21 protein-coding genes and 1 pseudogene are annotated in these 19,285 nt (G+C 73.6%); 14 read left to right on the top strand and 8 right to left on the bottom strand.

The window, feature by feature from the left end:
- The first annotated feature begins 51 nt into the window (after window positions 1-51).
- The 3 genes from ACFWA9_RS25940 (at window position 52) to ACFWA9_RS25930 (ending at window position 2,131) form a co-directional block, all read left to right on the top strand.
- Window positions 52-897, top strand: coding sequence for an NAD(P)H-binding protein (locus ACFWA9_RS25940; RefSeq protein ID WP_380390097.1), 846 nt, complete (start codon window positions 52-54; stop codon window positions 895-897).
- A 101-nt stretch (window positions 898-998) separates the two neighbouring features.
- Window positions 999-1,460, top strand: coding sequence for a GNAT family N-acetyltransferase (locus tag ACFWA9_RS25935; protein ID WP_380390095.1), 462 nt, complete (start codon window positions 999-1,001; stop codon window positions 1,458-1,460).
- A gap of 98 nt (window positions 1,461-1,558) precedes the next feature.
- Window positions 1,559-2,131, top strand: coding sequence for a dihydrofolate reductase family protein (locus ACFWA9_RS25930; protein WP_329485761.1), 573 nt, complete (start codon window positions 1,559-1,561; stop codon window positions 2,129-2,131).
- 93 nt (window positions 2,132-2,224) lie between these two features.
- Here ACFWA9_RS25930 and ACFWA9_RS25925 read toward each other — a convergent pair whose 3' ends face one another.
- On the bottom strand, window positions 2,225-2,608 hold the full coding sequence (locus ACFWA9_RS25925; protein WP_359838718.1) for a helix-turn-helix domain-containing protein: 384 nt from the start codon (window positions 2,606-2,608) through the stop codon (window positions 2,225-2,227).
- A gap of 134 nt (window positions 2,609-2,742) precedes the next feature.
- On the opposite strand from ACFWA9_RS25925, the gene ACFWA9_RS25920 reads away from it, so the two are divergent.
- The 7 genes and pseudogenes from ACFWA9_RS25920 to ACFWA9_RS25890 form a co-directional block, all read left to right on the top strand.
- Window positions 2,743-3,279, top strand: coding sequence for an STAS domain-containing protein (locus ACFWA9_RS25920; RefSeq protein WP_380390092.1), 537 nt, complete (start codon window positions 2,743-2,745; stop codon window positions 3,277-3,279).
- On the top strand, window positions 3,276-3,467 hold the full coding sequence (locus ACFWA9_RS25915) for a hypothetical protein (protein WP_380390090.1): 192 nt from the start codon (window positions 3,276-3,278) through the stop codon (window positions 3,465-3,467). Before ACFWA9_RS25920 ends, ACFWA9_RS25915 begins: the two co-directional genes overlap by 4 nt.
- Complete coding sequence (locus tag ACFWA9_RS25910) at window positions 3,464-3,691, top strand: DUF6296 family protein (protein ID WP_380390088.1); 228 nt, start codon at window positions 3,464-3,466, stop codon at window positions 3,689-3,691. Before ACFWA9_RS25915 ends, ACFWA9_RS25910 begins: the two co-directional genes overlap by 4 nt.
- A gap of 206 nt (window positions 3,692-3,897) precedes the next feature.
- Window positions 3,898-4,098: a hypothetical protein gene (locus ACFWA9_RS25905; RefSeq protein WP_329485767.1), complete on the top strand. Its 201-nt coding sequence runs from the start codon at window positions 3,898-3,900 to the stop codon at window positions 4,096-4,098.
- A gap of 172 nt (window positions 4,099-4,270) precedes the next feature.
- The gene (locus ACFWA9_RS25900; protein WP_380390086.1) at window positions 4,271-6,121 is read left to right on the top strand and encodes a glycoside hydrolase family 15 protein; all 1,851 of its coding nucleotides are present in this window, start codon (window positions 4,271-4,273) and stop codon (window positions 6,119-6,121) included.
- A 110-nt stretch (window positions 6,122-6,231) separates the two neighbouring features.
- Window positions 6,232-7,599: an MFS transporter gene (locus ACFWA9_RS25895; protein ID WP_380390116.1), complete on the top strand. Its 1,368-nt coding sequence runs from the start codon at window positions 6,232-6,234 to the stop codon at window positions 7,597-7,599.
- Between the two features lie 24 nt (window positions 7,600-7,623).
- Window positions 7,624-7,851: pseudogene (locus ACFWA9_RS25890) on the top strand (site-specific integrase); the annotation flags it as partial.
- Window positions 7,852-7,922: 71 nt separating this feature from the next.
- Here the strand turns inward: ACFWA9_RS25890 and ACFWA9_RS25885 are convergent.
- On the bottom strand, window positions 7,923-8,381 hold the full coding sequence (locus tag ACFWA9_RS25885; RefSeq protein ID WP_380390084.1) for a hypothetical protein: 459 nt from the start codon (window positions 8,379-8,381) through the stop codon (window positions 7,923-7,925).
- Between the two features lie 528 nt (window positions 8,382-8,909).
- Here ACFWA9_RS25885 and ACFWA9_RS25880 point away from each other — a divergent pair.
- The gene (locus tag ACFWA9_RS25880; protein ID WP_380390082.1) at window positions 8,910-9,671 is read left to right on the top strand and encodes a dienelactone hydrolase family protein; all 762 of its coding nucleotides are present in this window, start codon (window positions 8,910-8,912) and stop codon (window positions 9,669-9,671) included.
- A gap of 138 nt (window positions 9,672-9,809) precedes the next feature.
- On the top strand, window positions 9,810-10,478 hold the full coding sequence (locus ACFWA9_RS25875) for a hypothetical protein (RefSeq protein WP_380390080.1): 669 nt from the start codon (window positions 9,810-9,812) through the stop codon (window positions 10,476-10,478).
- A 109-nt stretch (window positions 10,479-10,587) separates the two neighbouring features.
- Here the strand turns inward: ACFWA9_RS25875 and ACFWA9_RS25870 are convergent, their stop codons facing one another.
- Window positions 10,588-11,220 (bottom strand): NAD(P)H-dependent oxidoreductase, encoded by a 633-nt coding sequence (locus ACFWA9_RS25870; RefSeq protein WP_329485772.1) that lies wholly within the window; start codon window positions 11,218-11,220, stop codon window positions 10,588-10,590.
- 301 nt (window positions 11,221-11,521) lie between these two features.
- Window positions 11,522-12,178, bottom strand: a complete 657-nt coding sequence (locus tag ACFWA9_RS25865; protein ID WP_380390078.1) for a GPP34 family phosphoprotein — start codon at window positions 12,176-12,178, stop codon at window positions 11,522-11,524.
- A gap of 404 nt (window positions 12,179-12,582) precedes the next feature.
- Between ACFWA9_RS25865 and ACFWA9_RS25860 the strand changes: the two genes are divergently transcribed.
- Entirely contained in the window at window positions 12,583-13,812 is a 1,230-nt protein-coding gene (locus ACFWA9_RS25860; RefSeq protein ID WP_380390077.1) for a serine hydrolase domain-containing protein, read from the top strand.
- 81 nt (window positions 13,813-13,893) lie between these two features.
- Here the strand turns inward: ACFWA9_RS25860 and ACFWA9_RS25855 are convergent, their stop codons facing one another.
- The 4 genes from ACFWA9_RS25855 to ACFWA9_RS25840 form a co-directional block, all read right to left on the bottom strand.
- The gene (locus tag ACFWA9_RS25855) at window positions 13,894-14,934 is read right to left on the bottom strand and encodes an NAD(P)-dependent alcohol dehydrogenase (RefSeq protein WP_380390075.1); all 1,041 of its coding nucleotides are present in this window, start codon (window positions 14,932-14,934) and stop codon (window positions 13,894-13,896) included.
- 86 nt (window positions 14,935-15,020) lie between these two features.
- Complete coding sequence (locus tag ACFWA9_RS25850) at window positions 15,021-15,788, bottom strand: SDR family NAD(P)-dependent oxidoreductase (RefSeq protein ID WP_352287745.1); 768 nt, start codon at window positions 15,786-15,788, stop codon at window positions 15,021-15,023.
- A gap of 47 nt (window positions 15,789-15,835) precedes the next feature.
- Window positions 15,836-16,489 (bottom strand): TetR family transcriptional regulator, encoded by a 654-nt coding sequence (locus tag ACFWA9_RS25845; RefSeq protein ID WP_380390073.1) that lies wholly within the window; start codon window positions 16,487-16,489, stop codon window positions 15,836-15,838.
- A gap of 64 nt (window positions 16,490-16,553) precedes the next feature.
- Window positions 16,554-17,888 carry a DUF3533 domain-containing protein gene (locus tag ACFWA9_RS25840; RefSeq protein ID WP_380390071.1) on the bottom strand — a complete coding sequence of 445 codons (1,335 nt, stop codon included), beginning with the start codon at window positions 17,886-17,888 and terminating at the stop codon, window positions 16,554-16,556.
- Between the two features lie 246 nt (window positions 17,889-18,134).
- Between ACFWA9_RS25840 and ACFWA9_RS25835 the strand changes: the two genes are divergently transcribed.
- Entirely contained in the window at window positions 18,135-19,142 is a 1,008-nt protein-coding gene (locus tag ACFWA9_RS25835; RefSeq protein WP_380390070.1) for an NADP-dependent oxidoreductase, read from the top strand.
- Window positions 19,143-19,285: the final 143 nt, after the last annotated feature.

Genomic DNA, 19,285 nt, shown 5'->3' with positions numbered 1-19,285 from the left:
CCGGGGCCCGGCAGCCGGAATAGTCCGAGCAGGGCCGAGGCTGGGCTGATCATGAGTGAGATTCTTGTGACGGGCGCGACCGGCAACGTCGGCCGACACGTGGTTGCTCGGCTCCTGGCCGCGGGCGCCGGGGTGCGGGCGCTGGCGCGTGATCCCGAAACGGCCGGGCTGCCGGAGGGAGTGAAGGTCGTCAGCGGGGACCTGTCCGTGCCGGCCACGCTCGATGTGGCGCTGGAGGGGACCAGCGCAGTGTTCCTGGTATGGCCCTTCCTGACGACCGAGGGCGCGCCCGCCGTACTGGAGGCACTTGCACGACGCACCGGGCGCATCGTCTATCTCTCGTCGTCGGGCGTCAACGAGGCGGCCGAGCGGCAGACCGATCCGATCAACCAGCTCCACGCCGACATGGAGCGCATGATCGGGGAATCCGGCCTGGAGTGGACGTTCCTGCGGTCGAACACCATCGCGTCCAACGCGCGCGGGTGGGGCGAGCAGGTCCGCGCCACGCGCACGGTTCGCGGGCCGGGTATCGCCGCTACCGCGGTGATCCACGAGGACGACATCGCGGCTGTGGCGGTTCCTGTCCTGACCGGTGACGGGCACGTGGGCGCGAGGCTTGTCCTGACGGGTCCGCAGGTACTGAGCAGGGCCGAACAGGTCCATGCGATCGGGGAGGCCATCGGCCGCCCGGTGGCGTTCGAGGAAGTCCCCGTAGAGGTCGCGCGACGGCAGATGCTCGCTGACGGCAGGCCACCCGCACTCGTCGAGGCGCTGTTGGCCGGCGCAGAGACCCGGCCCGCATCGAACGTGATCACCTCCACCGTGGAGGAGATCACCGGAGTTCCCGCGCGCACGTTCCGCACCTGGGCGGAGGAGCACGCGGAGGAGTTCCGCTAGGTTCGCCGTCCGGATCCAGGACACCGGCCGCCCCTCACCCAGCACCAGGTCCCGGCGATCCTCGGCCGCCGGGGCCTCGTCGCACTGCCAGGATGGTCCGCATGAACGTCGAGCTGTCCAGCCGGATCCGGGTGCGAGCCGCGGACGCCACGGACTTGCCGGCCCTCGTCGCCGTCGACGCGATCGCGGCCGCCGGCGACGAAGCGCGGGCCCGGAGCATTCGTCGCTGGTTGGGCCAGGGATCCGTCAGCGTCGCCGAAGATCCGTCAGGCATCCTGGGCTACGGCGTTCTGGAGTACACGTTCTTCGAACAGGGCTTCGTGACCATGGTGACGGTCTCGCCGGGCGCACGCCGGCGGGGCGTCGGCGCCCGCCTTCTCCGGGCAGTCGAAGCAAGCTGCTCCACCCCGAAGCTGTTCACCTCGACGAACGTCTCGAACCATCCCATGCAGCTGCTGTTGCGGCAGCTCGGCTGGCACCCGGCCGGCCTGGTCCACGGCCTCGACGAGGCGGACCCCGAACTGTTCTACCTCTGCCCGCCCGAGCGACTCCGGCCACGCTAGAGCGGACTCGGCCCGCACCGGCGGGTCGGACCGCGCACCGGTGCGCTTCCCGCGTCACGCTGGTCTCCACGCCGGACACCCACGACGGAAGGCTGGCCATGCGGAAGCTGATCTACGGCATGAACCTGACCCTGGACGGCTACGTCACCGCCGCCGGGGACGACATCGGCTGGAGCGGACCGCCGAGCGACGAGCTGTTCCAGTGGTGGCTCGACCAGGAGCGGGCGAGTGGCCTGACCCTGTACGGGCGCAAGCTGTGGGAGACGATGAGCTCCTACTGGCCGACCGGCGACGAGCAGCCCGACGCCACCCCGGGGGAGATCGCGTTCGCGCGGAACTGGCGGGACACACCGAAGGTGGTGTTCTCCTCGACGATGACGGCCGAGGAGGTCGACTGGAACACCCGCCTGGTCACCGGCGACGCGATCGCCGAGATCACCCGGCTCAAGGCCGAGGACGGCGGCCCGATGACCATCGGCGGCGCGACGCTCGCCGGGGCGGCCATGCGCGCCGGGCTGATCGACGAGTACGCGATCGCCACCTATCCGGTCCTGGTGGGCGGCGGGACACCGTTCTTCACCGCGCTGGACAGCTGGGTGGACCTGAACCTGGTGGAGACGCGGACGTTCCCCGGCGGCGTGGTCATGACCAGGTACGAGACCAGGCGCTGAGCAGCGGCAGGTACCGGGGCGCGCGGGCTGCGGCGGGCGCCCCCGTTCGGGCCGGTGGCGACCGCCCGATCCCGTCGACGAAGCGTGGCGCGGTCAGGGGTGGGGCCGGCCGGCCGACGTGCCGTTCACCCGGCGGGCACCGCCGTCGCCGGTGGGGGCGTCGTGGTCGCGGTCCTTGCGGGTGGGGGCGAGCAGGTCGAGCAGTGCGCTGATGCTGAGCCCGGCCTCGGCGGGGTGTCTGAGCAGGGTGCCGGAGGCGATGCTGTAGTGGGTGCGCCGCCCGGCGCGGTCGCGAGTGAGGTAACCGCCCTGGTCGAGGTCGGTCACGATCGCCTGGACGGCGCGCTCGGTCAGCTGGACCTCCACGGCGATGTCCCGCAGCCGGATGCCGGGGTCGCGGGCGATCGCGGCCAGCACGCGGGCGTGGTTGGTCACGAACGTCCAGCTTGTTCTCGCCGTGGGTTCCTCGTGTGCCATACCCCCTACCGTAAGACGAAAGATTCAGATTTCGCTACACATGAATCGAACTTCGGGTATCTCTTGACGTGAATGTGGCTGCGGGCCACGCTGGAAGGGTCTCAGCCCGCCCCTTCCCTCCCAAGGACCCGGTCATGACCGAAGATCCGTCCGCTACCGGCGCCGCAGGGTGCTCCGCCGTGCAGCCGCCGTCCGTACCGCGGCGCCTGACCGGCGGCCCGGACCTCGCGGTCACCGCCGGAGCACACCGCACCCTGGTCCAGGTGGCCGGGGAGATCGACATGGACAGCGCGGACGGCATGCGCGAGACCCTGGAACAACTGCTCCACCAGAGCGGCACCGGCCTCGACCTCGACACCTCCGCCGTCACGTTCTGCGACAGCTACGGCCTCAACATGCTCCTGCGCCTGCGCCTGACCGCCCTGCGCGCCAAACGCCGCCTCACGATCACCGACCCGGGCCCCCGTCTGGAGCGGCTCCTGGCCCTCACCGAGACCACCGCCCAGTTCACCCTCGACGGCCACCCCGACGGGGCCACACCGCCCGGCGGCACCCGCCCGGCCGACGCCAAAACCGGCCTCCACACCAAACCCGTCCACACCACCGGCCTCCTCAACGACACCCCGGCCGAGACCCCCGGCCCCGTCCTCGAGGGGAAGCACCTGCCATGACCACCCCCGCCCCGGCCACCGGCCGCGCCCGCGGCGTGGTCCGCCGACTCACCGCGCCCGCCCCCGCACGGATCCGCGCCGGAGCCGCACGCCGGCTCCCGGCCGTCGCCGAACGGCCCGACCTCGCCGACCTGGCCGACCTGGCCGACCAGCACAACAGCTTCGACCGGCGAGGCAGTGCGCCGTGAGGGACGCCACCCGCTACGCCATCGCCGTCCGCGGCCCGAACGGCACGACACGCACCGTCATCGTGCACCGCACCGACCGCCTCGGACCGGCCCACGAACCCGTCTACGAGGACACCACCGGCGGATTCCGCTTCCAGATCAACGGCTCGACCGCCGAAGTCCTCGCCCTGCCCACCGGCTACGGCACCGCCCACCCGTGCCTGGAAGCCGTCCCGATGCCCTGACCCGCCCTACCGGCGGGGCCCATTCCGGGCCGTCGCGGATGCCCGGCCCGCTCAGACCGTCAAGATTCCTCCGCCGATCGTTCGAGTGCGGTGGATTTCCCGGAATCCACCCGCCCGGCCGAGCCGCTCTGCCATGCTCGGCCCGACATCATCGGACTCCGGGTGACCGGTGTCTCACGCAGGGTCAACTCAGGTCGGAGTGGGCAGTGCAGTACACGATCAGTGCGACGGCGTTCCTCGCGATCATCATCTTCGTCCGGCTCCGGCGCCCCACCCATTCCCGCAGCCGCGTCGACGAGGGCTTCACCGTCTTCACCGCCGTCGTGTTCGGTGTCCTGATCGCCACCACGGCCTGGGGGCAGGCGATCCTCCAGCTCGTCGGCATCGCCGTCCAGGCCACCCACTGAGCCGGGGGGGCGGGAGCGGACCCCGACGTTCGAGGGGCCGCCCGGTCCGGGATGCGATGACCGGGAGGTGGGGGTCAGCATGGAGGAACGGCCCTGGCCCAGGCTGGCCGCCGGGTCGGCAGTGCCCGGCGGCTCGACGTCCCGAAAAGCCGTCTCCCCGCAGGAGTGGCCCATGAACGACTACCCCCCGATCGCGAACCACGGCTTGGTGGGAGACCTGCAGACCGCGGCGCTGATCGCCTCCGACGGGACCGTGGACTGGTGGTGCACGCCCCGGTTCGACTCGCCCAGCCTGTTCGCGTCGCTGCTCGACAGCGACCGCGGCGGCCACTGCCGCCTCGCCGCCGACCTCGGAGAAGACGCCACGGTGCGCCAGCTCTACCTGCCGGACACGCCGATCCTGATCACCCGGTTCCTGGCCGAGGAGGGCGTCGGCGAGGTCATCGACTTCATGGAACCCATCGCCTCCGACGTGCCGGCCGCACGGCACCGGCTGATCCGGGTCGCCCGAGTGGTCCGCGGCAGCCTGCCCTTCGAGCTGATCTGCCGGCCCCGCTTCGACTACGGCCGCGCTGCGCACACCCTCGACCGCCTCGACGACGGAAGCGCCGTCTTCCACGGTCCCGACGGCGACCTGCACATCCAGGCGACCGAGCAGATCACGCTGCACGCCGACGGCCACGACGTCTCCGCGCGCTTCACCCTGAACGCCGGCGAGAGCGCCGCGGTCGTCCTCACCAGCGAGTCCGGCGAGCCGGGCGCCCGTGGCGGGCACCCGGGCGGGCCGCCGCCGACCGTCGAGGAGGTGACCGCGGCGTTCGACGCCTGCCGGGACTTCTGGCTCGGCTGGCTGCGCTCCTGCCGTTACAAGGGCCGCTGGCACGAGATGGTCCTCCGCTCCGCGATCACTCTGAAGCTGCTCACCTACGCGCCGACGGGTGCCCCGATCGCGGCGCCCACCATGGGCCTTCCCGAGCAGATCGGCGGCGAGCGCAACTGGGACTACCGCTACACCTGGGTCCGGGACGCGTCGCTGTCGGTGCGCGCGCTGATCGACCTCGGCTTCACCGACGAGGCCGACGCCTTCCGGCGGTGGATGCGCGAGCGGCTGGAGGCCGGCGGCACCGCCTCCGGCGAGCCGCTGCAGATCATGTACCGCGTCGACGGGGAGCCCCACCTGACCGAGGAGACCCTCGACCACCTGGAGGGCTACCGGCGCTCCGCCCCCGTGCGGGCCGGCAACGCCGCGGCCGACCAGATCCAGCTCGACATCTACGGCGAGGCGGCCTACGCCCTGGCCCAGAGCGAGGACATCGGCGGCATCCGCGGCTGGCGGGTGTTCGCCGATCTCATCGACTGGCTGTGCGACCACTGGGACCGCCCGGACGAGGGCATCTGGGAGACCCGCGGCGGACAGAAGGACTTCACCTACAGCCGGCTGATGACCTGGGTCGCCTTCGACCGGGCGATCCGACTGGCCACCACGCACTCCCGCCCCGCCGACCTCGCCCGCTGGCGCGAAGCCCGCGACGCGGTCTTCCGGCAGATCATTGAGCGCGGCTGGAGCGAGAACCGCCGGGCCTTCGTCCAGCACTACGACAGCGAGGTGCTCGACGCCTCCCTGCTCCTCATGCCCCGCGTCGGATTCCTGTCGCCCACCGACCCGGACTGGCTCAGCACGCTGGACGCGATGACCGACGAACTCGTCAGCGACAGCCTGGTCTACCGCTACGACCCGGCGGCCTCGCCCGACGGCCTGCAGGGGTCGGAGGGCACCTTCAGCCTGTGCAGCTTCCTGTACGTCGAGGCCCTCGCCCGCTCCGGCCGCGTCCACCAGGCCCGCTACGCCTTCGACAAGATGCTCACCTACGCCAACCACGTCGGCCTGTTCGCCGAGGAGATCGGCCCGTCCGGCGAGCAACTCGGCAACTTCCCGCAGGCGTTCACCCATCTCGCGCTGGTGGCAGCGGCCATCGCCCTCGACAAGGAGCTCGACCGCGCCGAACAGCAGCCGGGCGCCTGATCCTCCCGCCGTGAGAAGAGGCCGACCGTCGTGAGAAGAGGCCGATCGTGACCGAGGATCCCGCAGCCGGCGAGCAGCGCCGTCCGGGCCGGCCGGGCGCCGGGTCCCGCATGCTGGCGCCGCTCGCGCTGGCGCAGTTCATCTGCAGCTTCGCCGGCTCCAACATGAACGTGATGATCAACGACATCAGCCGCGACCTGGACACCACCGTCCAGGGCGTGCAGGTCGCGATCACCGTGTTCCTGCTCGTCATGGCCGCCCTGATGATCCCGGGCGGCAAGGCGACCGACCGGTTCGGCCGCAAGCGCTGCTTCCTCGCCGGCCTCGCCGTCTACGGGGTCGGCGCGATCCTCAGCGCGGTGTCCCCGGGGCTGGGCGTGCTGATCCTCGGCAACTCCCTCCTCGAAGGCGTCGGCACGGCCCTGCTCATCCCCCCGGTCTACATCCTGACCACCCTGCTGTACCCCGATCTGACCTCCCGGGCCCGCGCGTTCGGGGTCATCATGGCCGCCGGCGGCGTCGGGGCGGCAGCGGGCCCGCTGATCGGCGGCCTGATCACCTCCGCGATCAGCTGGCGCGCGGCGTTCGTCTTCCAGGCCGTGGTGATCGCGCTGATCATCCTGCTGAGCCGCACCCTCGTCGACCCGCTGCCCCCCGACCCCGACCGCCACTTCGATGTCCGGGGCGCCGTGCTGTCCGCGGGCGGGCTGGTCCTGATCGTCATGGGCATCCTGGCGGCCGACAACAACCTGTGGCTCGCCGGCGGCCTGATCGCCGCCGGAGCCCTCGTCCTGGCCTGGTTCCTGCACTGGATCCGCAGCGAGGAACGCGCCGGAGTGGAACCGCTGCTGTCGACCGCGCTCTTCCGCGACCGCACCTCGAACCTCGGCCTCGTCACGCAGAACGCCCAGTGGCTGCTGCTCATGGGCACCTCGTTCACCGTCGCCACCTACCTCCAGGTGGTCCGCGGCTACGACGCCATCGAGACCGGCGTCATCTTCACCGCCGCCACCGTCGGGGTGCTCGCCACCTCGCTCGCCGCCGAACGCCTCGCCGAGCGCTTCGCGCAGCGGACCCTCATCATCACCGGGTTCGCCCTCGCCGTCTGCGGCATCGCCGTCCTGCTCGCCCTGGTCGCCGGCAGCCCCAGCGCCTGGGCGTTCGCCCCCGGCCTGCTGCTGATCGGCCTGGGCCTCGGCGTCATGCTCACCCCCTCCGTGAACGTGGTCCAGTCCGCCTTCCCGGAGGACCAGCAGGGCGAGATCTCCGGCCTGTCCCGGAGCGTCTCCAACCTCGGCTCCACCTTCGGCACCGCCATCGCCGGCACCATCCTGATCGCGAACCTCACCAAGAACGCCTACGCCGCCGCGATGGCCACCCTCGCCGTCGCCGCCCTCCTCGGCCTCGCCACCGCCACCCGCCTCCCCCGCACCACCCCGACCGCCCCACCCCAGGCCGCCGCCCGGCCCCGGCCGTGACGCTCCGGGGCTGCGGCTCCTGCGGGAGCAGGCCTGGCCCGGCTCTCCTAAGGCTGGGCCCGCGCGCTACTTGACCAGCACACCGCGCCGGCGGGGCCGGGCAGCGGCTGGGACCTGTACGGGTAACGGCACTCCTCCTTGACCCACCTCGGCGAGCAGGGCGCGTCCGAGCTGATGCCGATGGCCAAGTCCCGGCACCGGAAGCCGGAGAACGTCCGCCGGTATTTCAACCCGTCGGCGGAAGCCATCGCGGGCGTCCCCTGCTCCTCGGCGGGGCCGGTGAGCAGGGGACGCCCGCGGGGTTCGCCGCCGGGCCCGGGCGTTCAGCCCTGCCGGCCTGTTTCGACGATCTTCATGACGAACGGCGTGGAGTTGTTGCCGAGGTGGAGGATGTCGTCGACGCTGCTGACGCTGACCCGTCCGCCGGTCAGATTCCCGAGAGGAGCTTCCTCGGAGACCCTGACCGGGATGAGTGCGGTGGCACTGTCGTCCGCGTCGAGGCCAGCCGGGAAGACGCACCGGACGGTCCAGACGCCGAGCAGGCCCTGCGTCGCCTGGCAGTCCTCAGGGAAGTAGGGCTCCTCGGGTGTCACTTGGCGCGGCAGGCGGACGCTGACGGTGAAGCTGTTCGCGGTCTTCTGGGGGCCTCCGTTGGCCACGAAACCGTGCACCGTTGTCGAACCGCCCGGCGTAGCCGGGTCCGGGTCGAGCCGAACCACTTCCAGGTCGGAATTCGACGGCAGGGCCGCCTGGGCCGTCGTCGCGGGGACCAGGGCGGCCATGAAGGCCGCTCCGACTACCAGGGCCAGGCGCCCGGTCCTGATGCGGGGAGCGAGTCACTTCCGCTTTCCTTCCATCAGGGTGGAGAGTGCGGGCGCAGCCGTGCGGCTGCGCCCGGCATCCATCGTCTGCGGGGCGGCGGGCTTCCGCGCGGCCTGCGGTTCGTGCTCACTCCATCGAGTGAGAGGGCGGCTCCCGGCCTGCGCTGGCGCTCATCCGGAACCGGGGCCCTGGCGGCCACACGGCCCCGGTCCTGCGGCCTCCCCGACGACCGCCGCACGATCCGCTGTAGCTGCTGGCCTTCCTGGTCCGTGAGTCTGCGAACCCTGACCGGCTCCGCCACCGGGCCCTTCCGAGCTGAACGTCTCACGACATCCAACCGGCCCAGCGCCTGCTGGCGCCAACCCGGTGAACCTCTGCGGTCACAGGACTAGCATGCCTCTCCGGCGAGTTCACCCATGATCGTCAACAGGGGAGAGTCCGCGTGGAGTTCAGGACGCGCGGGCGCGACGTGGAGCGAAGGACGGACGATGGCGTACGAGATCGTTGCCGAGCAGATCCGGATCGAGGCGGCCGCGGGGGCGCCGCCGATGGGGGCCTACCTCGCACGGCCCGCCGAGCCGGGGGACCACCCCGTCGTACTCGTCGGGGCCGAGCTGTGGGGGGTGACGGAGGACATCCGGAAGACGGTGCGGGACGTCGCCGCGCTCGGCTTCGTCGCTGTCGCGCCCGACCTCTACTACCGCGCGGCCGAGGAGGGGACCGCCGCCGGGATGGCGCAGAGCCCTGAGAACCGTACCCGGGCCTTCGCACTGCTCGACGGGTTCGCCCGGGACGAGGTGGAGGCGGATCTGCGGGCCGCCGTCGCGCACGCCCGGCAGTACGCGGGGGCTTCGACGCGTACCGCCATGATCGGCTTCAGCCTCGGCGGGCACATCGCGTACTTCGCGGCGACCCGCCTCGAACTGGACGCCGTGGTGGCCTACTTCCCCGGCTCGCTGACGACCTCGGGCACGGCGCTGAGCCGCCCGGCCCCGCTCGCCGAGGACACCCCGGCCATCGCCCGGGTGGGCACGCGCGTGCTGCTGTTCTTCGCGGGCCGGGACCATGTGATCGGCGCCGCCGAGCGCGAGGAGGTCGTCGCGGGTCTCGCCTCGGCGGGCGTTCCGCACGAGGTGGTCGTCTACCCCGAGGCGCAGCACGCCTTCTTCTTCCCGGGCCACCCGCCGTACGACAAGGAGTCCGCCGAGGACTCGTGGCGCAGGGCGGGGGCGTTCCTGAAGGGTGCGTGACCGCCTGCCGGCATCCGCACACGCCCCCGCACCATGACCTCGCCGCGCGGCGCCTCCGGCAGGGGCGCGAGCCCGCTCCTCGCGTTGTCGGCGGCGTGTGCCAGGCTGGGCCCGACCCACCTGAGGAGGAGCAGCATCATGCACAGGCCGAGCCGGCCCGAGGATCTGGACCACGGTGACCGGGTGTGGGCGAGGGCCGTCGTCTTCGCCCTCCTGGAGGCCGCGCACGGCAACCCCGAGGGCTACTGGCTGGACGAGCACGGGGTGTGGTGCGACGCGACGGGCGGCTCCTACTGGTGGCGCGTCACGCGGTGCGAGGGCGGCGGCGTCGTCTTCTGCGGGCAGGACTCCGACGGCAGCCGGACCCACGTCGACGGCCGGCAGATCGACTTCCTCGCCGGCGGTCCGTCGTGGCTGCCCTGGGAGGCGTTGCGCGAGGACGCCGAGGGGAACCTGTTCGGCTTCGTCTACTGGTGGCAGGCCGGGGCCTGGCACCGCATCCCGTACCCGGAGTCGCTCGACGACGACGGACTGTCCGGCGCCGCAGGGTGGTTGGGCTCGGCAGCGGAGTTCGCCGACGAGGCGGCCGAGCTCGCCGCCGTCCGGCCCGCGGACGCGGCGGCGTTCGCCGATGCGCTCGCCCGGTTCGTCCGGCACGCCGAGGCGCGCACCGTGGACGCCGCGGTGGTGGCGGATCTGCTGGCGGCGGCCGGTCCGGAGCACGAGGACCGCCGTCCGCTCCTGCTGAAGCCGGCACTGGACGTCGCCGAGCGGGCCGGGATCACCCGGCCCGCCGGGCTCGGCTGATCGCCCGGGCCGGGGCCACGGCCGACGTGGGACGTGAGCGGGGCCGCCGCCGGGAACCACCCGGCCGCGGCCCCGCGACCCACCGACAGGACTACTGCGTGACGGACCCTCAGGCGGCCAGCGTCTTGAGCGTCTCGAACGCGGTGTCCCGGGACTTCTCCGCCAGCGGCTTGAGCGCGGCCATCTGCGGCACGATCGCGGCCAGCGTCAGCTCGGCGTGGACGAAGGTCAGGTCGTCCGCCAGGCCGATCGCGCCCAGGACGGCGCGCAGGTACGGCTCCTGGTAGTCCCAGCCCTCACGGGGGGTGCCGGGGGCGTAGGAGCCGCCCCGGGCGGTGACCACCACGACGGACTTGCCGCTGAGCAGGCCCGGGTCGCCGCCGGGAGCCACCATGTGGGCCGGGGTGACGAGCCGGTCCACCCACGCCTTGAGCGTCGACGGGATGGTGTAGTTGTACATCGGGGCGCCGATGATCAGCGTGGTCGCCTCGCGCACCTCGGCGGTGACCGCCTCGCTGAGCGCCCGCTCCTCCGGGGTCTCGCCGTGCTCGCCGCTCGGGTCGAGCAGGGCCTCGCGGACGGCGTGCGTGATGTGCGGGACGGGCTCGGCACCCAGGTCGCGGTAGACGTAACCGCCGTCGGGGTGGTTCTCGCGCCACTGGGTGGCGAAGTAGGCGGACAACTCGCGGGACACGGAGCCGTCGTGACGAATGCTCGCGTCGATGTGCAGCAGGGAAGGCATGAAGGCGACCTCGGGTTGTATCAGGGGCGAATCAAAGCATCGCCACCGGTCGGCCGCGTCAGCGGTGTGACGCGGTCTCCGGTGCCGTCGAACCACGGGTGGTCATGGCCGGACACTCGGCCAGGCCCCCCGGACGCGTCTCCGCCGCCCGTTCGGCGCCGGTACGCGATGTCGACGGTAGACATTGACGCCGACGTCAAAGCAAGCGCTTCACCACTCCTGCCCACTCGCTGCGTCGACGAACCGGCTCCGCGGCGCCCTGCTCCGCCGCTCCCCCACCGGTCCGGCCGGCGCCCCGTGCTCAGCCGCCGCCCATCCCGCCCTGCGCGGCCACCATGGTCGTCCCCAGCCCGTCGACCGCCTTGGCCAGCCCGGGCGCCCGCTCCCCCAGCCGCGCGGTGAGGGCCGCGATGCGCCCGGCGTGCGCGCGCTGCTCCTGGCGCGACAGCACCAGCCGCACCTGCCCGTGCGCGGCCAGCGCCGCCAGCACCGCGTCCGCGAACGCCACCTCGCCCACCGGCTCATCGCCACGGACCAGTTGGGCCACCCGGAGCTGCCGGTCCAGCGCCTCCCGGGGGTCGGGCATCGCCACCGGCCGCCGCGGCACGACGGGGCCGTAGGGGTCACGGTCCCGGACCGTCAGCACGCCGAGGACGGCCAGCCGCTGCTCGACGGCGTCCAGCGTCTCCTCGCGGCCGCGTTTGATCCACGACTTCCAGCGGCGCCGCCGTGCGGCCACCTCGGCCAGGACGGCGTCCAGCACCGGGTCCCCGGCGGGGCCGGCGCCGGGCGCCACCAGCACCCGGCCCCGGCCGTCCTCGACGAGGTCACCGCGGTGGGCCAGCTCGGCCAGCGCGGCGGCGCGCAGCAGGAACCCGGCCCGGGTGCGGTCCTGGAGGGCCTGGGCCCGGGTGTCGTAGGCCATCAGGTAGGTGGCCAGGTGCAGCGGTCGGCTCATACCGCCGACGATACGGCGCACCGCCCCGGCCGCCATCCGCCCGCAGGAGGGCATCGGCCTCCCACCTGCGGCGTACCCCGCGCCCCGCACCCGGACCAGGGAGCTGCCCGGCCCCGGCCGAACGGCCGGCCCGTGGACCCGAGCGTCACCAGCGCCGGCCCCTGCGCCGACTTCTGGCTGCGGGGGCTCGTCGAACCCCGTCGAGCCGAACCCGTCGAGCCGAACCGCGGCGACGGGACGGACGGCCCCGGTCGATAGGCGGGTTCCTCCTCCTTCCGGCGGAGCCCGCACGACACCCCCGGGGGAGGCCGTCGCGACCTGGGGCGGACGCCCGCCCCGGCGGGCCGGGGGCAGGCTGGCATCAGCCGGAAGGGAGTCCGGCGCTTCTCGGGAGGGACACCGTCATGACCGTCAGCACGCCACCGTCAAGGCTCCGCCGCTCGGCCGTCGGGGCCGCGATCGCCGCCCTGGCGACGGCCGGCCTCCTGGGCACCGCGGCGCCGGCGGCCCTCGCGGCGACGCCCGGTGGCGTCGTGGCCACCGCCCCGGCGCGGCCCGCGACCGACGCCGCCGCGCTGGACCGGGCGATCCGGGCCGTGGTGTCGGAGGGCGGCTCCAGCGCCGTGCAGGCCGAGGTGCGCGAGGACGGCCGCCGGGTGTGGCGGGGCGCGGCGGGCGTCGCCGACCTGCGCAGCGGGGCGCCGGTGCCCGAGGACGCCCGGTTCCGGATCGGCAGCGTCACCAAGACCTTCGCCGCCACCGTGGTGCTCCAGCTGGTCGCGGAGGGGAGGATCGCCCTGGACGCCCCGGTCGAGCGGTACCTGCCTGGGGTCGTACCGAACGGCGGCGCGATCACCGTGCGCCGGCTGCTGAACCACACCAGCGGTCTCTACAACTTCACGGACGACACCCGGTTCAGCACCGAGGGCGAGGCGGCCGACCGCTGGCTGCGGGTCGGGCGCTGGACCACCTACCGGCCGCAGGACGTCGTCGACCTCGCCAACGCCCACCCGCCGTACTCGGAGCCCGGCCCGTGGCACTACTCCAACACCAACTACGTGCTGCTCGGGATGATCGTCCAGCGGACGACCGGGCACTCCTGGGCGGACGAGGTCGAGCGCCGCATCATCCGCCCGCTGGGCCTGTACGGGACGTCGATGCCCGGCTCCTCGCCCTTCGTCCCCGGGCCGCACGCCCACGGGTACCTCCCGCGGGCCGACGGCCCGGTCGACATCACCCTGCAGAACCCCTCCGCCTTCGGTCCGGCGGGCGCCGGGATCTCGACCACCGCCGACCTCACCCGCTTCAATGCCGCGCTGCTCGGCGGCAGGCTGCTGGGCCCGGCCGAGCTGGCCGAGATGAAGCAGCAGGTCACCACGGACACCGCGGGCGGCTACGGGCTCGGGCTGGTGCGGTACCCGACCGCCTGCGGCGACTACTGGGGGCTCAGCGGCGGGATCGCGGGCTACGGCACGATCGTGATGGGCGACGCCGCCGGGCGCCGGCAGCTGGCCATCTCGCTGAATCCCTACGAGCTGAGCGAGGCGACCGGCCGCACCTTCCAGGCGTTGATCGACACGGCCACCTGCGGCGGCGCCGCGCCCACGGCCTCCGCCGTCCCGCCCGGCCGCTGACCCCGGCGCGGCCCCCGGACCGCCGCGGTGCCGGTCCGGGACGGGCCGGACGGTCCGGGGCGGTCCGGGCCGCTCCCGCGCTCAGCCGTTCGGCAGGATCACCGCGCGGCCGTTGACCAGCCCGGCGTGCAGGCGCTCGTACGCCAGCGGGGCGTCGTCGATGCCGTAGGTCTCGACGTGCACCTCGACCGCGCCGGCCCGGGCGAGGTCCAGCACCTCGATCAGCTCGGGTCGGGTGCCCCAGTACGGGGAGGCCACCGACACCTCGTACGGGAGGGTGCCGAAGCCGACCGGCAGGGAGCCGCCGCCGAGGCCGACGATCGTCACGTCGCCCTCCACCGCCGCCATCGCGCCGGCCGAGGCCACCGTCGGCGGCGCGCCGACGAAGTCCAGCACCACCTGGGCGCCGACGCCGCCGGTGAGGGCGCGGACCGCCGCCGGTGCCGAGGCGTCCGAGAGCACCGTCTCGTGCGCGCCCACGGCCCGGGCCAGGGCCAGCTTCTCCTCGGTCACGTCCAGGGCGACCACCCGGGCCGCCGTCATCGCGCGCAGCAGCTGGATCGCGACATGGCCGAGGCCGCCGGTGCCGATCACCACGGCGGTGCTGCCCGGCACCAGCTTGCCCAGCGAGCGCTTGATCGCGTGATAGGGCGTCAGGCCGGCGTCGGTCAGCGGGACGGCCCGCACCGGGTCGAGACCGCCGAGCGGTACCAGGTGCCGCGGGTCGTCGACGATCATGTACTCCGCCATCGCGCCCGGGGCGCCCAGGCCCGGTGGGCGGATGCCGAGCTCGGCGGCGCGCAGGCAGTAGTTCTCCTTGCCCTCCGCGCATTTGGCGCAGCTGCCGCAGCCCCAGGGCCCGTACACGGCGACCGCGTCGCCCTCGGTGAAGCCGGTCACTCCGGCGCCGAGCTCCGCGACGGTGCCGACGCCCTCGTGGCCGAGGGTCAGCGGCAGCGGGAAGGACAGCTGCTCGGCGGGCAGGCTCATCACGGCGATGTCGGAGTGGCACACGCCCGCGGCGGTGACCTTCAGCAGGACCTGCCCGGGGCCGGGCTCCGGATCGGGGACGGTGACCACCTCGGGGGCGGCGCCGGCCGTGCGGTACTGGACTGCCTTCATCGTGGTGACTCTCCTTCGGTGCGGGCGCGTTCGGGACGGGCGTCCGGTACGCGCGGCGTGCGGTGCCCCCCCCGGAATCGGCCGGGTCAGCGGGCCGCGTAGGCGCCGTCGACCAGGTGGTAGCTGCCGTGGACGAAGGAGGCCCGGTCGGACAGCAGGAAGGCGGTCAGCTCGGCGACCTCCTCCGCGCGCCCGAGCCGGCCGGCCGGGTGCAGCGCGACCAGCGCGTCGCGGGCGGCGGCGTCGGCGTCGCGCAGCAGCGGCGTGTCAATGAAGCCCGGGCCGACGGCGTTGATCCGCACGCCCTGGGCGGCGTACTCCAGGGCGGCCGTCTTGGTGAGGCCGACCACGCCGTGCTTCGCGGCGGCGTAGGCGGGCGAGCCGGCGAAGCCGTTGGTCCCGAGGATCGAGGCCATGTTGACGACGGCGCCGCCGCCGGCCGCGAGGATGGCGGGGATCTCGTAGCGCAGCGAGTAGAAGACGCCGTCCAGGTTGGTGGCCAGCACCCGCCGCCAGTCCTCGGGCTCGTAGGCGCCGGTGGGGGCGGCCGGCCCGGCGATGCCGGCGTTGTTGACGGCCAGGTGGAGGGCGCCGAGCCCGTCGACGGTGGCCCGGACGGCGGCGCGCACCGACTCCGGGTCGGTGACGTCCACGTCGACGGCCAGGGCGCGGGCTCCGGCGGCCGTCAGCTCGGCGGCGGCCTCGCGGGCGCCCGCCGGGTCGAAGTCGGCGATCGCGACGGCGGCGCCGCCGGCCGCCAGTCGCCGGGCCACCGCGAGGCCGATGCCGGAGGCGCCTCCGGTGACCAGCGCGGTCCGGCCGGTGAACTCCTGGGTGTAGTCGATGCCGGTCATGGCGGTCGTTCCTTTCGTACCGGTGCGCGCCGGGTGGGCGCGCTCGTTCACACCGCCGTGCCGTCGGGTGGCGGTTCGGCGGTGAGCAGCTCGAAGGCCTGCTCCAGCAGGTCGGGCAGGTCGGGGGCCGCGCCGGTCGCGGGGTGCCGGACCCAGGCGCGGGAGGCGGCCTGGAGGGCCGCGACCCCGAGGCCGATGGCGACGGCCGGGCGCAGGTCGTGCTCGGCGTCCAGGCCGAGCCGGGCGGCGGCGATCCGGATGGACGCTTCCTCCTCGTCGACGCAGATCCGCCGGTAGGCGGCGGTCAGCGCGGGTTCCGCGGCGATCAGGCCGAACAGCTCGCGGACGCCGGGGCGCCGGTGCCAGGCCGGGTCGAGGTCGTCCCGCAGCCAGACCCGCAGGGCCGCGCGGTACGCGGTCAGCGGGGTCTCGGCGGCGGGGCGCTCGGCCAGGGCCGCGTTGATCCGGGCGAAGTCGGCCCGCAGGCAGTCCAGTACGGCGTCCTCCCGGGAGGGGAAGTACCGGCTGAAGGTGCGCCGGGAGACGTCGGCCAGGTCGGTGACGTCCTCCACGGAGACGGCGGCCAGGCCCCGCTCCAGGACCAGCCGCAGGGCCGCGGCGGCCAGCGACTCCCGGGTTCGGCGTGCCTTGCGTTCGCGCCGGCCCTCGGGGGCCGCTGCCGCTGCCTCTTCGATGCTCACGTCGTCCACCGTACACCCGGAAATGTCCCACTGGGACATGAGTCCCGGTGGGACACCCGGCAGGTCAGCTCGGTTCGGGATGGAACCGGTGCAGGCCCTTGCGGTCGTAGTAGGTGGTCATCGCGAAGCCGAAGACCAGGGCCGCGACCGTGCCGATCGCGATCATCACCCAGGCCCGCGCCAGCCCGGCGTCGGCCTGCGCGTCGAAGTAGAGGATGGCCCGGACGCCGTCGCTGAGCTGGCGCATCGGCTCGAACACCGCCAGCCCCCGGTAGAAGGTCGGCAGCGCCTGGAGCGGGATGGTCGCCCCGGAGGACGGCAGCGACAGGGCGATGAAGACGAACATGCTGATCAGCTGCCCGATCCCGCCGAACGCGGCGATCAGGGCCTGCGCGCCGAGCCCGACCGCCGCGCTGGCGCAGACCGAGAAGACCCAGAGCAGCGGCAGGTGCGAGGCGTCCATGCCGAGCACCACCACGGTCGCCAGCATCACCAGACTGGAGGTCAGCACCGAGAGGCAGACGGACATCACGCAGGTGACGGTCAGCGTCTGGGTGCGGCTGATCGGCACCAGCGGGTGCTGCATCCGCAGCGGCCCCAGCTCGCTGGCCGCGTAGCCGAGCGCCACGTCCACACCGTTGCTGATCACGTTGGCGCCCAGGAAGCCGGCCAGCACGAGGAGCAGCGTGTAGTAGAACGCCGTCAGGCCCAGCCCGCTGTGCGGGCCGATGGGGTGGCCGACCTTGACCTCGACGGCCGCCGGGTCGGCCAGCTGGAGCAGCGTCGCGTTGATCGCCGCACCCCCGCCGGCCGCCGGCTGGGCCTGCGCCTGTGCCTGTGCCTGTGCCTGTGCCGTGAGGGTCTTGCCGAGCTGCGTCGAGGCCTGTTGCGCGGCCGCCTGGGTGATCGAGGAGGCCAGCGAGGACGCGAGGCTGCCCACCCCGGGGTTGGTCAGCACCGTCAGCGTGGGCCGCGGCGGCATCGGCTGCGCGGGCGCGCCCAGCGCGGCCACGGCGGCGGTGAAGCCGGCCGGGACCTCCAACGCGCCCGCGAGCTTGCCCGAGGCCAGCTGGCCGTCGGCGGCGGCCTGGTCGAGCAGCCGCCAGGAGACCTGCCCCTGCGGGTCCGGCGCGGCCGCGATGCCGGCCGTGATCTGCGCGCCGAGGTTCTGCGGCTGGCCCGCCACGACGGCCCCCTGGTCGGCGTTGACCAGGCCGATCGGCAGCCGGTGCAGGTCCGCCCGGGGGTTGATGATGCCGCCCAGGTAGAGCAGCGACAGCAGGAAGGCCACCGTACCGACGATGACGGTCGGGACCATCCAGACCTTGGGTTTGCGGAGCACCTGCCAGGCCCGTACCCGTACCACCGCCACCCCGCCCTCGGGCCGCTTCGAAGTCATGGCTCTCCCGTGCGCGTCGTCCGGTCGTCCCGCCCCCGCCAGAAGGTAGCGGCCGACCTCCGTCCGACCGGCGCGCCTCGCCCGAACAGCCCGCAGGCCGACCCGGTCGGCAGCGTCCGGACCGGGTCCGAGGCGGGACCTCCGGTCCCGGCCTGGCGCACTGACTAAGCGCTTGCTTAGACTCTCCCTCGTCGCGCGAGGTCCGCCGTACCGCGGTCCAGCTCAGTCCAGCCACCGGGAGCCGCCATGTTGTCCGCAGAGAACCGTCAGATCCGCCTCGCCCGCCGGCCGGTGGGCGAGATCGGCCCCGAGGACTGGGAACACGTCACCGAGCCGGCCGCGGCGCCGGGCGAGGGCCGGTTCGCCGGCCGCACCCGCTACCTCTCGCTGGACCCGGCGATGCGCGGCTGGCTGGACGACCGCCCCTCCTACCTGCCGCCGGTCGGGATCGGCGAGGTGATGCGGGCCGGGTCGGTCGTCGAGGTCACCGAGTCCAACCACCCCGGCTTCGCCATCGGCGACCTGGTCGCGGGCCTCTTCGGCGTCCAGGAGCACGTGGTCTCCGACGGGAAGGGCGCCGTGCGGATCGACCCCGCGCTCGCCTCGCCCTCGACCTTCCTCGGCGCGCTCGGCAGCCCGGGCATGACGGCGTACTTCGGCCTGCTGGACGTCGGCGCGCTGAAGGAGGGCGAGACGGTGGTGGTCTCCGGCGCCGCGGGCGCCGTGGGCAGCATGGTCGGCCAGATCGCCAAGGCGAAGGGCTGCCGGGTCGTCGGCATCGCCGGCGGCGCCGAGAAGTGCGCCGTGCTGACGGACGAGCTCGGCTTCGACGCGGCGGTCGACTACCGCGCCGGGAACGTGCGGAAGGCGCTGCGCACCCTGGTGCCGGACGGCATCGACGTGTACTTCGACAACGTCGGCGGGGAGATCCTGGACGCCGCCCTGGCCTGCCTGGCGATGCGCGCCCGGGTGGTGGTCTGCGGCGCGATCAGCCAGTACAACACCACCGACGTCCAGGGGCCGTCGAACTACCTGTCGCTGCTGGTGCGCCGGGCCCGGATGGAGGGCTTCGTGGTGTTCGACTACGCGCCGCGCTACAAGGAGGCCGCGCGGGAACTCGGCGGCTGGATCGCCGAGGGGCGGATCAAGGTGCTGGAGCACGTGGTCCGGGGCACGGTGGACGACTTCCCGCAGACCCTGCAGATGCTCTTCCGGGGCGAGAACACCGGCAAGCTGGTGCTCGAACTCGTCTGACCGGCCTGGGCTGCGCGACGGCGGTGAGAGCCCGCACGGCTGCTCGGCGGCGATGAGAGCCCGCGCGGCTGCTCGGCGGCGGTGAGAGCCTCGGACCGCGGCGCGGCGGGCGGCGGCGCGGCGGGCGGCGGGCGGCGGCGCGG

This window comes from Kitasatospora sp. NPDC059973 (assembly GCF_042737525.1).
GTDB lineage: Bacteria > Actinomycetota > Actinomycetes > Streptomycetales > Streptomycetaceae > Kitasatospora.
Note: the sequence above shows the minus strand (reverse complement) of the source record. Positions and strands in the feature narration are given on the sequence as shown.